Source organism: Rhodococcus sp. NPDC019647 (assembly GCF_044389235.1).
Classification (GTDB): domain Bacteria; phylum Actinomycetota; class Actinomycetes; order Mycobacteriales; family Mycobacteriaceae; genus Rhodococcus_F; species Rhodococcus_F oxybenzonivorans.
This window is the reverse complement of sequence record NZ_JBIRXS010000035.1, coordinates 16,921-30,116: the sequence shown is the minus strand read 5'-3', so window position 1 is coordinate 30,116 and position 13,196 is coordinate 16,921. Positions and strand designations below refer to the sequence as shown.

11 protein-coding genes are annotated in these 13,196 nt (G+C 62.8%); 6 read left to right on the top strand and 5 right to left on the bottom strand.

Features of this window, described 5'->3' with window-relative positions:
* Positions 1-13: 13 nt before the first annotated feature.
* Positions 14-1,486 (bottom strand): FAD-dependent oxidoreductase, encoded by a 1,473-nt coding sequence (locus tag ACH49N_RS34300; protein WP_358277208.1) that lies wholly within the window; start codon positions 1,484-1,486, stop codon positions 14-16.
* Positions 1,487-2,043: 557 nt separating this feature from the next.
* Between ACH49N_RS34300 and ACH49N_RS34295 the strand changes: the two genes are divergently transcribed.
* The 3 genes from ACH49N_RS34295 to ACH49N_RS34285 all read left to right on the top strand — a co-directional run bounded on the left by ACH49N_RS34295 (position 2,044) and on the right by ACH49N_RS34285 (position 5,160).
* Positions 2,044-3,030 carry a type IV toxin-antitoxin system AbiEi family antitoxin gene (locus ACH49N_RS34295; protein WP_358277210.1) on the top strand — a complete coding sequence of 329 codons (987 nt, stop codon included), beginning with the start codon at positions 2,044-2,046 and terminating at the stop codon, positions 3,028-3,030.
* Positions 3,005-3,850 carry a GSU2403 family nucleotidyltransferase fold protein gene (locus ACH49N_RS34290; RefSeq protein ID WP_358277212.1) on the top strand — a complete coding sequence of 282 codons (846 nt, stop codon included), beginning with the start codon at positions 3,005-3,007 and terminating at the stop codon, positions 3,848-3,850. Before ACH49N_RS34295 ends, ACH49N_RS34290 begins: the two co-directional genes overlap by 26 nt.
* Before the next feature lie 293 nt (positions 3,851-4,143).
* Entirely contained in the window at positions 4,144-5,160 is a 1,017-nt protein-coding gene (locus ACH49N_RS34285; protein ID WP_358277214.1) for a DUF4365 domain-containing protein, read from the top strand.
* A gap of 90 nt (positions 5,161-5,250) precedes the next feature.
* Here ACH49N_RS34285 and ACH49N_RS34280 read toward each other — a convergent pair whose 3' ends face one another.
* The 4 genes from ACH49N_RS34280 to ACH49N_RS34265 form a co-directional block, all read right to left on the bottom strand.
* Complete coding sequence (locus tag ACH49N_RS34280) at positions 5,251-6,309, bottom strand: hypothetical protein (RefSeq protein WP_358277216.1); 1,059 nt, start codon at positions 6,307-6,309, stop codon at positions 5,251-5,253.
* Positions 6,310-6,335: 26 nt separating this feature from the next.
* Complete coding sequence (locus ACH49N_RS34275) at positions 6,336-8,345, bottom strand: fatty acid desaturase (protein ID WP_358277218.1); 2,010 nt, start codon at positions 8,343-8,345, stop codon at positions 6,336-6,338.
* Positions 8,346-8,469: 124 nt separating this feature from the next.
* Positions 8,470-9,720, bottom strand: a complete 1,251-nt coding sequence (locus ACH49N_RS34270; protein ID WP_358277220.1) for a helix-turn-helix domain-containing protein — start codon at positions 9,718-9,720, stop codon at positions 8,470-8,472.
* 49 nt (positions 9,721-9,769) lie between these two features.
* The gene (locus tag ACH49N_RS34265) at positions 9,770-10,210 is read right to left on the bottom strand and encodes a VOC family protein (RefSeq protein ID WP_250772746.1); all 441 of its coding nucleotides are present in this window, start codon (positions 10,208-10,210) and stop codon (positions 9,770-9,772) included.
* A 234-nt stretch (positions 10,211-10,444) separates the two neighbouring features.
* On the opposite strand from ACH49N_RS34265, the gene ACH49N_RS34260 reads away from it, so the two are divergent.
* Genes ACH49N_RS34260 through ACH49N_RS34250 form a run of 3 tightly spaced genes read left to right on the top strand, consistent with a single transcriptional unit; the run spans position 10,445 to position 13,183 of the window.
* Entirely contained in the window at positions 10,445-11,329 is an 885-nt protein-coding gene (locus ACH49N_RS34260) for a diiron oxygenase (protein WP_236603486.1), read from the top strand.
* Complete coding sequence (locus tag ACH49N_RS34255; protein WP_159920226.1) at positions 11,329-12,099, top strand: MerR family transcriptional regulator; 771 nt, start codon at positions 11,329-11,331, stop codon at positions 12,097-12,099. Before ACH49N_RS34260 ends, ACH49N_RS34255 begins: the two co-directional genes overlap by 1 nt.
* A gap of 52 nt (positions 12,100-12,151) precedes the next feature.
* On the top strand, positions 12,152-13,183 hold the full coding sequence (locus ACH49N_RS34250; protein WP_159920228.1) for an alpha/beta fold hydrolase: 1,032 nt from the start codon (positions 12,152-12,154) through the stop codon (positions 13,181-13,183).
* The last annotated feature ends 13 nt before the right edge of the window (positions 13,184-13,196 follow it).

The following is a 13,196-nucleotide window of genomic DNA, read 5'->3' as shown; positions in this document are numbered from 1 at the left end:
CTGATGGTTACGACTACCTCAGTGGACCGCAGCGAACATCGAATCGCTCACGCACAGTGTCCAGGGTGTGGCGGAGGTGATCGCGTCCGCGGCGGTGGGTGAGCAGGAACCGCGTTGTTCCGATCATGCGGCGTGGCCGCGGGTACCAGCGATCGAGATCGAGTCCGCAATCGAGGAATACCTTGTTCGGCACGCTGTCGACGATGAGACTAAGGTTGTACATGGTGAGCGATCCGAGCGTATAGGGAAATGCCGCCTTCGACTTCTTCCGTAGATCCGGCGCGTCGAGTTCATACAGCGGGAGGTCCTGGATCTTGTCCAAGAACAGTAGGTGGGTCAGGAAGTATCCCACGTACGAAGTCAGATGTAATGTGGCAGAACGCGGTTGAATCGACAGGACCGCACCACTGTCGGAAACGTAGGGCTCGTAGGGGTTCTCGCCTCGCAGCAAGTATCCGGTGCAGTTCACTATCCAGCTGCCCGGTTGAATTGTCTTCGCGGAGCCGCTGCGGAATACCAAGTCGGTGTCGCCGTTGCGGTCGACGGCATCCACGACGTGATCCATGATCACCTCGTTCAGACCGGCGGCAATCGTCCTGTTCTCCGATTCGGACAGCAAGCCCAGCAGGTAGTTGTTTGCGGTGGGGGTCAGCCAGGTGCCATAGGTAGTGCGGAACCAGGTCGCGACATCGGTCTCGTTGGTCCCGTCGAAGCGCCGACCCAGTTCCGTGAAGATGCGGGTCACGGGCGTGCCGCCCCACCATCGTCGGCCGCCGGTAGGGAACAACCGGTCGCGGTTCGAAAAGAAGGTGCCCGAACCTGCCACAAGATTCACTTCCCGGCCGGGGTATTCCGTGATCAGCGTGTGAGCGGTGTCCATCGCCGTTTTTCCGCCGCCCACGACCCACACAGGGGCGTTACTCGCCCGCATGTCGTCCCCTCGCATGTCGCAGAAATCGGGTGATACCGACTGGACGCGCGCGCTGGAGATCTCGAGCGGGTCGTTGGGCACGACTCCAAATCCGCTGGCTTTGATCAGTCGCTTCGCCTCGACGACCATGACGTGGCCGTCCGACGATGTGCAGGTGACGCGCACCATCCCACCTGACTCGTCATGCGACTCGAGCGTCCAGCCGAAGTACTCGTCCACGTGTACTCGTTGCTTGACAACGTCGAGGCAGTGTTCGAAGTGCGTGAGCACCTCGTCCTTTGTTGCCAGGTAGGACCGATCCCGGCCGAGCGTCCACTTGATGTTGCCGGCGGTGAACAGGCCATGCGGTTGGTGCAGTCGCACATACGCATAGGTATCCACCCACATGCCGCCGGGACGATCGCGGCGGTCGACCAGGATGATCTTCTGCGAGCGGGACAAGTATCGACTGGCGACGAACAGGGCATTGACTCCGGCGATGCCCGCACCGACGATGCAGACGTCGCAGCGCTCTACCCGCACGGACGTCTCAGCCGACGCAGCACTGTGTGTCACCGCAACCTCCTGGAGACTCTTCAATGCTAGCGAGCCCGGGCGGTGGTGACGTCACGCTCCGCCTCGTCTCGAGGCCAGTTTGTTCTGTGTAGATCCTCCGCGCAGAGGCACGCCGGTGCCGGTACCGGTTGTGCTTGCGGGCGGTCGTGGAAGTGGCGGACAGGTGCTGGAACGCGGAGCTGGTGTACGAGGGTGTGAAGCCTCTTGATCACCGATCCAGGGGTATACCTCAACTGCCACCAGCAGGTGCGTACGGCAGACGCATGCGGACACATGGAACGTCCAAGGAATGTTCAAGAAATATCGAGTCCGGTGTCGGTGGAGATGAGATATTTTGCTGAACACATCAAGGTGCTTGTGGACGCGGCAGCGCAATCGGGGGCGGACGCTGCGGGTGTTCAGGAAAATGCCTCATTCCACTGTCGGTGGAGATAGCATAATTGCTGAACGCAGGGAGGGACGCTATGAAGTTAAGTGCAGGGCCGCGGACGGAGAGGGAGATTCTGCGTGATGGAATCACGGCACTCCTGGATAGACTGCCAAAGAGGTGGGCCGCCGTGGAGCTGCCGATTCAATCGGATGTGCGCGTCGATGCGGTCCTAAGGGTTACCGCGCCTGACGAGCATTTCGTCGATCTCGTTTTAGCGGTTCGACGGATAGTCGAGCGCCGCGACATCGCATCTGTTCGCGAGCGTCTTGAGCGTCAGATTAGGGGCAATCACTCTGCTCGAGGAGTGGTAGTTGCCCAGTATTTGTCCCCGCCGGTACGGGACCGACTCGCCGACGCGGGCATTTCGTACATCGATACAACAGGGAACATTCGCGTCGACGTTGACCTACCTGGGTTGTTCATCTGGTGTGCAGGCGCCAATCGTGCGCCGCAGAGTGGGCCAGGACGACCGCGAGGCACATTAAAAGGGGCTCCGGCGGCGAAGGTCGTTAGGGCGCTCGTCGACTTCGATAGAGAATGGACCATCCGCGGACTGATCGAGGCGGCAGGCACGTCGACAGGGTCGACCTACCGCGTAATTGAGTTCCTCGAAGGTGAGGAACTCGTTGCTCGAACGGATTTAGGAGCCGTAACCGTGCCGGACTGGCGTGAATTGTTGCGGCGGTGGAGCGCGGACTACGAGTTTGTTCGCAACAGCCGGGTCACGCGTTGGATTGCACCACGTGGCCTTCCTGCACTAATGAAGAATGCCGCAGGCAGCACCGAACGCTACGCGGTGACCGGGACGATCGCGGCGGCCGACTTGGCTGAGTATGCCCCGGCGCGCAACGCGATGATGTATGTCGCAGACAGCACCGGTTGCGCGGAGCAGTGGGGCCTGCGCGCAACCGAGGCAGGCGCGAATGTGCTTCTTGCAGAACCGGACACCGACGTGGTGTTTGTCAGAACCCGTCAGAACCCTGGCGGTGTGACATGCGCTGCCCCGGGGCAAGTAGTGGTCGATCTGTTAACCGGACCGGGCCGCAGCCCGTCCGAAGCTGAAGAGCTTATGGATTGGATGGTGCGAAATGAGTCACGATGGCGCCGAAACTAGCGACGATCTCCTCGTCCGGACTCGGGCGGCTCTGCTGGATGCGGTCGAAGCGCTCGGCGAGCACCGGGACTCGTTCGTGGTGATTGGCGCACAGGCAATCTACATTCGCACGGGAGGCGCACCCGTCGCCCTTGCTGAATCGACCAAGGACGCCGATCTCGCGCTGGATCCTCGAGGCCTGTTAGAAGATCCGAGGCTCGAGGAAGCCATGATGGCGGCAGGGTTTCTTCTCGATCGTGTCAGTGGACAGCCGGGCTCGTGGCGGAACGCCGATGGAATCCCTGTCGACCTCATGGTGCCGGAGGCGTTGGCGGGTCCGAGTTCGAAAAGCCGGCGGGGAGGGCGGATTCCTCCCCACGACAATCGGGCAACACGTCGGGCGCGTGGGTTGGAGGCAGCAGTTGTCGACAATGCGCCGACGTGGATAGACCCTCTTGACCCAGCTGACGGGCGACGTCAGAAAGTTCGAGTCGCAGGCCCAGCGGCGCTCCTGGTCGCGAAGCTGCACAAGATTGGTGAGCGAGTCGAGAAGCCGAGTCGTCTGAAGGACAAGGACGCGCACGACATCTACCGGATTCTCCGGGCGGTCGAGACCGAGGAGTTGCGCAGTTCGTTTGCGCGCCTGCTGGCTGACGAGCTGAGTGGTCCGGTGACGGCGCAGGCTCTAGCACACCTTCGCACGTTGTTCGCGTCCGGCTCGGATGCGATTGGATCGGACATGGCAGGGCGTGCCGAGCAGGGTATTGGTGAACCTGAGGAGGTTGCCGTCGCGGTGGCGTTCCTCGCCAGCGATTTGGTGGACGCACTGGCGGGCAAGTAACAGTTCACCAACGATATTGCTGTGGTTGAAGGTTCTGCCGTCTCGCGCCCCTGGAGGTTGGCAAGGACCCACGGACGGATGTCACAGGTGTTTGGACCATCGATCGGCGCGCCACCTTGTTCGACCTGTTCTGGTAGAGATAGTTTTCTTGCATCTCTTCATCGGATTGAACGGACATGACGGACTAGCGGAGCGTTAGCTGACCGGTTTGGCGCGATAGGAAAGTCCATCAGGATTCGCTGGGCTTCGAATTTAAGCCGTATTCCACGGCGGATTGGGGATCTTTCACACGGGTGGCAACGAGTTGGGTAACGTCGCGGCGGGCCGTCAACGAGGTTCGAATTCTGTTTGAAAAGCATGCGCAGATCGTTCAAGAAATCGACGGAGGGAGCGATTTAGGCGAGGATCTCATTGTGTCGCTGACTGAAGGTGGAATCAGGACCGGCGATCGGATTCTAGTTCAGGTTAAAGGTGGGGTGTCGTTCCGTAGAAGTTCTGGCGGATATGCGATCTCGGTAAGAAAGCACCGGCAGGATTGGATTTATTCCTCGATACCTGTGATATGTATTGTCTATGACCCCGAATTGCGGAAGCTGTTCTGGATAAACGCGACGCAGAAGCTACGTGAATCCGCGGAATCGCGACTCACGTCTACGTCGATAGTCCTAGAAGAGCATTCGGTTCTCGACGATCGGTCGACCGATGCTGTTCTGAGAACTTTGAGAACTTACATCATTGAGACTGGTTGCACTCCTGAAGTAGGCTCGCGTATGCGGTCGGGTCGCCGGCATCGCGGCGGCGCCGTTGTCGCAGATGGGCCAATTGGGGGAGTTCCTAACCCAGTCTTTTCGCCGATTTCTGAATGGGTGGAGCGAAGCCGTCTCCTTTTGATGCGAATCGCTATCGTAATGTGCTTTATTGTTATAGTCGGCGCATTTGTTCTCATGTGGCCGACCTTGTGGTGGTTCGCTGAGCCCTCGATGGGATCGAAGGCCTGGATGTGGGCGCTCATGGTCGTAGGCTTCACCCCGCTTTGTATTGCGATTGCGCGCTCTGAAATCGCTGCTGGCCGGAGTGGCAGGCTACCTGTGGTGTTCTCGTATTTCTACGCAATCCCAACCTATATCGCAATCAACTTGAAGTTGGGAATTGTCGACCTTTCTGATGGCCTCCGCGCGGCTTTTGTTGCCACGATCCCGAGTCTTATCAAGTACACGCTCTTTGGATTTATTGGTGTATATGTGGCAAGGGAGTTGGCGAGGCGAAGGAGAGTTCGTGCCGCGTACGGCTCACAAGATCCGGATCATTGATCAATGGTTGGGCAGTGCGCAAAGGAGCTTCCGCTCCGCCGGGCGGACTGCCCCCGGTGTTGAGGCCGGAAAGTTCGAGGTGTTCGGTGTCTAACTGTGCGTGTATGTGCGCGTTGGTGTCTCGTCGTCGGTGGTCCGCATCGAGGACTGGGTCCGGTAGGACATATGCGTGATTTGTGTTGGCTTCTTGCGTCGCGCGGTGGTCGCAGAGTTCGCGGCGGACACAGTGGTTGATTCGGTCTGGGTCGTCCTCTGCCGGAGCATGTGAGTGAAGGCGACGAAAACCTCGAGTATTTCGGCGGATGTCCGTCGGCGGTTGTTCGTGAGGGCTTCGTGCGGGACATCGGAATCCATGCCGACGGGAGTGAGGCCGCCGATCGTGTGCAGGCTCGGTGGAGTGCCGCTTCCCTGTGGGCTGAGTTCAACTTCCGCGGTCGGGATCGGCAGGTAGACATGGTTGACGTACCGGTATGCCGCACCTGCGCGTGGCTCACCGTCGTTGCCGAGGAATTCTGCAAGTTCGGATGCCGATACGAGCTGGACGGAGAGAAGGGTGTCGTGCTGGATTTTCCACAGGAGGACGAGTCCGCCTTCGGGTCGGGCGAGGTACGCCACTCCGGAAGGTGAGGGCAGGTTCTCGGGCGTGACGCTCACTTCGGCAGACGTCTCGCTGCGCGTGAGGATGTGGGCTGTCATTTCCTCGGAGGCGTAGTACGCGTACCGGTCGGCAGTAGCTCCGCTGGTGCACCGATATGCGCCGTACATTCCCAGCATCGCGTGCTCTTCCATGGCGCCGATGGCGGACCCTTCGGGCCCGAAGCAGAAGTAGCGCTCGCTGTGGACCAGCAGTGATTCAGCTGATTGACCGTAAAATTCGGACCACCACGCGAGAGTGGGGCCGATCGTTCGGGTGGCGCGGAACTCTTCGAACTCGGGCACCACCCAGGCGAATGGCTCGAGGTGTTCGACGACGGGTGTGGCGGTGTCGTCGAGTGCATCCAGTAGCAGCGGCATCTGTGCCGGTTTGAAGTCGGCCAAAGCCTGTTGTGCCTGTCGACGGATCGGGAGGCCGTGTCGGAAATGCTCACCCGCCGCGAACGGCCCAGTGGAGTCCTGTTCGGTCTTGTTCCGGTGTAATGCGTTACTCATCGTTCCACCCTCGAATCTGTGTTGGCTCAGCTGTCGTAATCGACTGCGACTGTGGGGGTGGTGGGATGGGATTGACAGGTCAGGATGAAGCCGGCCTCGGTCTCGGCCGCCTGCAGTGCGAAGTTCTGCTCCATGGATACTTTTCCTGTGATGACTCGGGCTTTGCAGGTGCCGCATGCGCCGCCGAGGCAGGCATAGGGGGCGTCGATATTGTTTTTCAGCGCGGATTCGAGGACGGTCTCACCGGGGGCGAGTTCCACGGTGTGCTGTGCGCCGGACAGGGTGATGGTCACTTGGGAGGCGGGAAAGTTGTCGAGGTGTGCGGGTCGGTTCGTGCCGCGGAACAGTTCGAGGTGTATCCGCTCGGTCGGCACCTTGTCGGTTGCGAGGTCATCGCGGATTGTGGTGGTGAGTTCGCTCGGGCCGCACAGGTACCACCGGTCGATCGTGGTGAGGTCGGTGGCGAGCAGGCGTTGAATTGTCGCCAGGTCGATACGGCCGCGCAGGGCTGCGGGGTGGTGTGCCTCGGCGGAGCGGAGGTGGAAGATGCGTAGCCGGTCTGCGTACCGGGATTCGAGTTCGTCGAGTTCGGCGGCGAACATGGTCGACTCTGCGGTTCGGTTGCCGTAGAAGAGGGTGAAGCGGCTCTCGGTCTCGATTTCCATGGTGGTGCGCAGAATCGACAGGATGGGGGTGATGCCGCTGCCTGCTGCTACCGCGACATGGTGGTGCCGGGCGAGTGGATCGAGGGGTGCGCCGAAGCTGCCGGTGGGGGTCATCAGTTCCAGGACGTCGCCGGCTCGCAGTGTGTCGACCGCGAAGCTCGAGAATGTCCCGCCGGGGATGCGGCGGATGCCGATCGCCAGTTTTCCCGTGGTGGCGCAGGTGCAGATCGAGTAGTTGCGTCGCACCTTCTTTCCGCCGATGCGGTGGTGCACGGTCAGATGTTGGCCGGCCTGGAAGGCGAACTGGTCCTGAAGGTGGTCGGGAACGGCGAAGGTGACTGTGACGCTGTCGGGAGTGAGGGGCTCGACGCTGGCGACAGGGATCGGGTAGGTGCTGGCATGGCGTGCCGCGGAGGAACGCGGCATACGGACCGGGAGTAGGGCGGCGAGTGTGCCGTTGAGGCGTTTCCACTCCTGGTACTGCGTGGCGTCGAGGTGTTGCCCGAAGACGGTGCTGATTTCCGAGTCGCGCTCGAGGTAGGCGGCCTCGTTGCGTCGCCAGGCCGCGACGTAGCGGTAGAAGGGGATGGAGGGGTGTAAGTGGTGAACCAGGTGATAGTTCTGCGACAGGAGCAGGGGAGTGAGGATCCATTCCGAACCGACGCGGTTACGGGTCGCGCGGTAGCGGTTCTCGCGTTGGGTGTCTTCGAGGTCGTGATGGGGTAGCCAGTCGAACCACCAGGCGAGCACGAACATCGCCACCCGTTCGGGAATCAGGTAGATCAGCGCGAGCGTCCACAGATGTCCGGCGAAGGCAGCCGACGCGATGACCGTCACCGACAGGGTCATCAGGGCCGCCGTTTCGGCAATTTCGGCGCGTGGGCGGCGACGCAGGTTGCGCACCAGGAAGCTGATGTAGGGCAGGTCCATGGCCGGGAAGCGGAGGGGCAGCTGCCACCAGGGTGAGGCGCTGACGAAGTGATCGGGATCGGACTCACCGTCGTTGGTGTTGCGGTGGTGCTCGATATGGATGAACGCGAACGATCGGAAGGAGATCAGCGGCGAGACGAAGAACATGGCCACCCGACCGAAGGCGACGTTGACCCAGCGATGTGAGCTGATCGAGTAATGCGAGGCGTCGTGCAACACGGTGAACAGGACGAAAATTGCTGTCGAGCTCGCGGCGATGGTAGCGATCGCAGGCAACGTGTCGGTGAGGGCGGCCCAGGTCGATGCGCCGAAGAGCGCGAGCGCGAAGATGCCGATGCCGACGATCGGCCAGGACAGCGTGGGTACCTGTTCGCCGGGATCGGGCAGGGCGTGCTGCGAGGCCGCTGCCGGGGGTTGGGGGTGTCGAGTCGTGGTCGACATCGGACTCCTCTGCGCGCTTTGGGATGAGATTGCTCACAACGTACAAACGGCGGGCATCGGTCGACAAGGCCATCCCAGCCCTTCCCGGTGTGCTGTCAGCACATCCGGCGCGCTCGGGCCCCGGTCAGCGCGGCTTCGGCTCGGGCAACACCGCGGCCCCCAGCACATTGCAGACGATCAGCGCCGCGTGCAGTTCGGCGACGTTGCTCGTTGCGGGCCTGCCTCTGCGCTCTTCGGCCCGACGCATCCTCTGCAGGACCGTGTTCCGATGGATTCCCAAGGTGCTCGCGGCGGTCGCCAGGCTCCCTTGCGCGTCGAGAACAGCCAGGAGCGCGGCGCGCTCGCCGCGCTCTTTCGCGTCGTCCCGTGCGAGCTCGCCGAGCTGAGCGGAAACGAAGGCCCTCGCCGCATCCAGGTCACGCGAGATGGCGTCTACCAAGGCAACATCGCTGAACTCTGTGATCGAGGGCGCCGCACGCCCGGACAGTTCGATGATTCGGCGTGTGCGTAGAGCTTCGAGATGGGACGTCCGGAAGCCTGCTGCCCCCGGATGGGGTGAGCCCACCGCGATGTGAACGTTCTCGCGTTCGCCGGGAAACTCCGTCGCCATGCCGTTGGGTGACGTCCGCACGTCCCCCGTTAGCGATGCCCATCCCCACACCGCAAGTGGGCCGTCCGCCACAACGAGTGAGTGACCAGCCCCGAGGAACCTACCGACCCGCCTGGCGAATCCCTCGAGGTCGACACCGCGTTCGTCGACCCAGCACACGAAACCGATCTGCCGACCGGTGAGCCGGTGGCTGAGCACACGTTCGGCGCGCGCGATGTCGACACGTTCTCCAGCGAGCAGTGCCCGCACGACATCGGCGCGCTCGGCGCGTGCCTGGTTCTGGCGTCGGTCGAGCTCGGCGACGTACTCGGCAGCCACCAGACTGGAAATGCGATCGATGTATCGAAATCCGAAGCGCTCCAGATCGATAAACGTCCTCAGTGCAACCGCAGGGTCCTCGATCCAGTCAGTGAGTGAGTCGGAAAGCTTCTCGGTGAAGTACTCATGACCCAACCGATAGAACCGCAGCATCACATCGACGCTGTGCCCTCGTGACGCCATTGCGCGCGCGTGTTCGAGCGCCGTCACCGGCGCCTCCGCAGCCGCTACGTCGATCCCGTGACGAACCATCGACAGTGCCGCTTCGAGATTCGACGAGCACGACCCCAGGGTCAGGCCGCGAAGCTCGTCATCCCCGCCGACCTCCGGAATTCGCTCGACCAAATACTTGAGCATGTCGTCAGCCAGGCTGGACACATTCGCCAGTAGAGACGCGGCGATGCCGCGTAAGGCGACCGCGCCGTTGTCAGGCTCCAGCGCGTCCATATCTGCACACTAGTGGCCCGCCGGTCGGGAAGGTGCCAAGCCTGGCGCGTCAGCCGAGCTGCTCGAACAGGGACACGATGATCCCTTCGGGCCCACGCACGTAGGCCATCCGCACGCTGTTCTCGTACTCGCCGATGCCGCCGATGAGCCCGTACCCGTCCGCAGCCACCGCGTCGACGGCCGCCTGGAGGTCGCCGACCTCGAAGGACACGTTGCGCAGTCCGAGCTCGTTGGCCATCGCTTTGGGCGATCCGGGCACGTGTTCGGGCGTGACGAAGGTCGCGAGTTCCAGCCGGGAGCCGCCGCCGGGCGGCCGCAGCATCGCAATCTCACAGCGCGCGCCAGGGATGCCGCAGACGGTCTCCACGAACTCACCCTCCACGGATCCGGTGCCCTCTACCTCGAGACCCAGTCCGACGAAGAACGCCGTTACCGAGTCGAGGTCCGCGACGGTGATGCCGACGTGGTCGAAACGTTGTACGTGTGCCATGGGATCCATCCTCCAGTGTTGTCTCGCCGATTCGACCGTCTTGCCGATTCGACGCTGGGACGGAGCCGGGGCTGGATTTTCGACATCATGCGTTTCCGCACGCAATTCTCGCCCAACGATGACAATGGACATTGTGACAATGCTATTGTGGTGAAGAAAGTCGACCGAGGAGTGGTGATGTCCGTCGAGAGTGCACGGGACGTCCTCCGTGATGCCCATCCGACATCCCGGAGAATGCACGTCAGTGACCGTCAGGACACGGCTGAGCGGCTCCTCGCCTCCGCGGCACGCAAGTCCTACGACCCGCTGATCGAGGTCGACTGGGATGCGCCGATCCCCGCGGACCGGTACGGCATGACCCCCGAGTGGTGCAGCCTCTACGGCACCGAACTCTGGGACACCATGACGGAGGAACAACGCGTCACTCTCACCAAGCACGAGGCGGCGAGTATCGCCGGTACCGGAATCTGGTTCGAGCTGATCCTCATGCAGATGCTCGTCCGGGACATCTACTTCCACGATCCGGCCACCCCGCACGTTCAGTTCGCGCTCACCGAGATTGCCGACGAGTGCCGTCACTCCACGATGTTCGCGAGGTCGGCGCAGCGCTTCGGAATTCCGTCGTACCGGCCCAAGTGGTGGATCCGTCAGGCGGCTCGCGCCTTCAAGGCGACTGCCACCGGATCCCTGGCATACGGCGGGACGTTGTTCGCCGAGGAGATCCTCGACATGATGCAGCGCGACTTCATGCGGGACGAGCGAGTTCAGCCGGTGACACGCACGGTCAGCAGAATTCACGTCCTCGAGGAGTCGCGGCACATCAAGTACGCACGTGAGGAAACAATCCGGCGAATCCGATCGGCGTCCTGGTTCGCGAGGGCCCGGGTGCGGTTGGCGCTCGGTGTCATCGCCTATTTCATCGTCACCAGTCTGGTGAACCCGCAGGTCTACGCGGCGGCGGGTCTCGACGTGGACGCGGCGAAGAGGGCAGCCAGATCGAATCGCCACTATCACGACAAGATCCGCGAGGGCTGCGCCAAGACCGTCGAATTCCTCGACGAGGTGGGACTCATCGGTGGCCCGTCGAGGCTTCTGCTCGAACGGGCGCACATCGTCTGATGAAGGAATATCGGATCGACGACCTCGCACGCGAGGCGCGGGTGAGCGTGCGCAACGTGCGCGTCTACCAGGACCGCGGACTTCTCCCGCCACCACGGAAACAGGGGCGGACCGGGTGGTACAACGAGTCGCATCTGGCCCGGCTGCACCTCATCGGCCGGATGCTCGACCGCGGATACACCTTCGCCACCATCAGCGAGCTGCTCACGGCCGCCCAGTACGGACTGCACGTCACCGATGTGCTCGAGACCGATGATCCCGGCAGCCGGTGGAGGAAACGCAAGCGCGCCGCGCGACTCACCCTGGCGGAACTCCGGCGGATGTTCGGTGCGCAGACCACCGACGAGAATATTGCGCGGGGAACCGAGCTCGGCGTGCTCGTCCCCTCCGGTGACGACTACGCGGTGAACAGTCCTCGACTCGTGGAGGCGGCCCAGGTTCTCGTCGACGCGGGTATCCCACTCGAGGACGTGCTCGAACAGACCGCAGCCGTGCGCAAAGACCTTTCCGACGTCGCCGCTCGATTCGTCGCGGTCGTCGCCGACCGGTACCTCGCACCCGAGGGCGAGCAACTCGAGCTCGACGAGGCGAAGATCTCGGACATCGTGCGGCTCGTCGAGCAGATGCGGCCACTCGCACACGACGCCGTCCAGACCCTTTTCACGCAGGCGATGGAAGAGCAGATCTCCCGCGCCCTCGAGAAAGCCGCACAGCAACTCGGGGATCCGCCGAGTTCCGCGCGGACGTCCGACAACGACCGCGCAAGTTGACAACTCACGGACGTCGCCGCACGGCGGTGTCACCCAGATGACAGGGGTAAGAATGACCAGCAGTTCGCGCACCACCGCCCTACGGGCACTCGCCGGCGTCGCCGGAGTGGGCGCTGCCTTCGTTGCAGCAGCGGCGATTCGGCACAAGCGCATCACTCGCGGTTTGACGCTGACGACCGAGGTCGCGCCGAACGAACTGCTGCGTACCCCGAGCCTGCGACCCGACGTCAGCGAGATCGTCACCGACGACGGCGCCACCCTGTATGTGCGCGCCTATGGTCCGGTGGACGGCGACCCCATCGTGTTCAGCCACGGCTGGACCTGCTCGACCGAGTACTGGTACCCGCAAGTGAACGCCCTCTCAGGCGAATACCGCGTGATCACCTACGACCAGCGCGGGCACGGTCGGAGCACCGTCGGCTCCCTCGCTCTCGGCCCCGACGTCCTCGCCGACGACCTGTCCGAGGTGCTGAGGGCGACTGTCCGCGAGGACAAGAAGGCCGTCCTGGTCGGCCACAGCATGGGCGGCATGAGCATCATGGCCTGGGCCGGCCGTCATCCCGACGAGGTACAGAAGTATGCGTCCGCGGTCCTGCTCGCCAGCACCGCCTGCGACCGGCTCATCGCCGAGACCACGGTGATTCCCCTCCCGAATCGCTTCCCGCGAGTGCCGGTCCCGGTCGGCCGTGCGGTGCTGAGTGCACCGATGCCGCTGGTGTCTTCGCCGGTGATGACCCGGGCGATCCAGTACGTGTCGATGTCGCCGAACGCCAGTCCCGCCGAGGTCAGCTTCTGCGAGAACATCGTGCGCGAGTGCAAGCCCCGCATTCGCGGGGGCTGGGGTGCCGCGCTGAGCGGGCTCGACATCCACGAAGCACTCGACCACCTCACCGTGCCGACCACCGTGCTCGTCGGGTCCATGGACCGGCTCACACCACCGGTCCACGCGCGCAAGCTCGCTCGCGTGCTGGACGAAGCGGGACATCTCGACCGGCTCATCGTGCTCCCCGGTGTCGGGCACATGAGTTCCGTCGAGAACATCGACGAGTTCGACAAGGAGATCGTCCGGCTGCGCAACCTGTAGCCGCAGTGGTTTT

What these genes read in the sequence shown, in the direction of transcription:
- ACH49N_RS34280 (WP_358277216.1), bottom strand. Translation starts at nt 6,309, where the DNA reads ATGAGTAACGCATTACACCGGAACAAGACCGAACAGGACTCCACTGGG.
- ACH49N_RS34265 (WP_250772746.1), bottom strand. Translation starts at nt 10,210, where the DNA reads ATGGCACACGTACAACGTTTCGACCACGTCGGCATCACCGTCGCGGAC.
- ACH49N_RS34250 (WP_159920228.1), top strand. Translation starts at nt 12,152, where the DNA reads ATGACCAGCAGTTCGCGCACCACCGCCCTACGGGCACTCGCCGGCGTC.
- ACH49N_RS34260 (WP_236603486.1), top strand. Translation starts at nt 10,445, where the DNA reads ATGCACGTCAGTGACCGTCAGGACACGGCTGAGCGGCTCCTCGCCTCC.
- ACH49N_RS34255 (WP_159920226.1), top strand. Translation starts at nt 11,329, where the DNA reads ATGAAGGAATATCGGATCGACGACCTCGCACGCGAGGCGCGGGTGAGC.
- ACH49N_RS34275 (WP_358277218.1), bottom strand. Translation starts at nt 8,345, where the DNA reads ATGTCGACCACGACTCGACACCCCCAACCCCCGGCAGCGGCCTCGCAG.
- ACH49N_RS34290 (WP_358277212.1), top strand. Translation starts at nt 3,005, where the DNA reads ATGAGTCACGATGGCGCCGAAACTAGCGACGATCTCCTCGTCCGGACT.
- ACH49N_RS34270 (WP_358277220.1), bottom strand. Translation starts at nt 9,720, where the DNA reads ATGGACGCGCTGGAGCCTGACAACGGCGCGGTCGCCTTACGCGGCATC.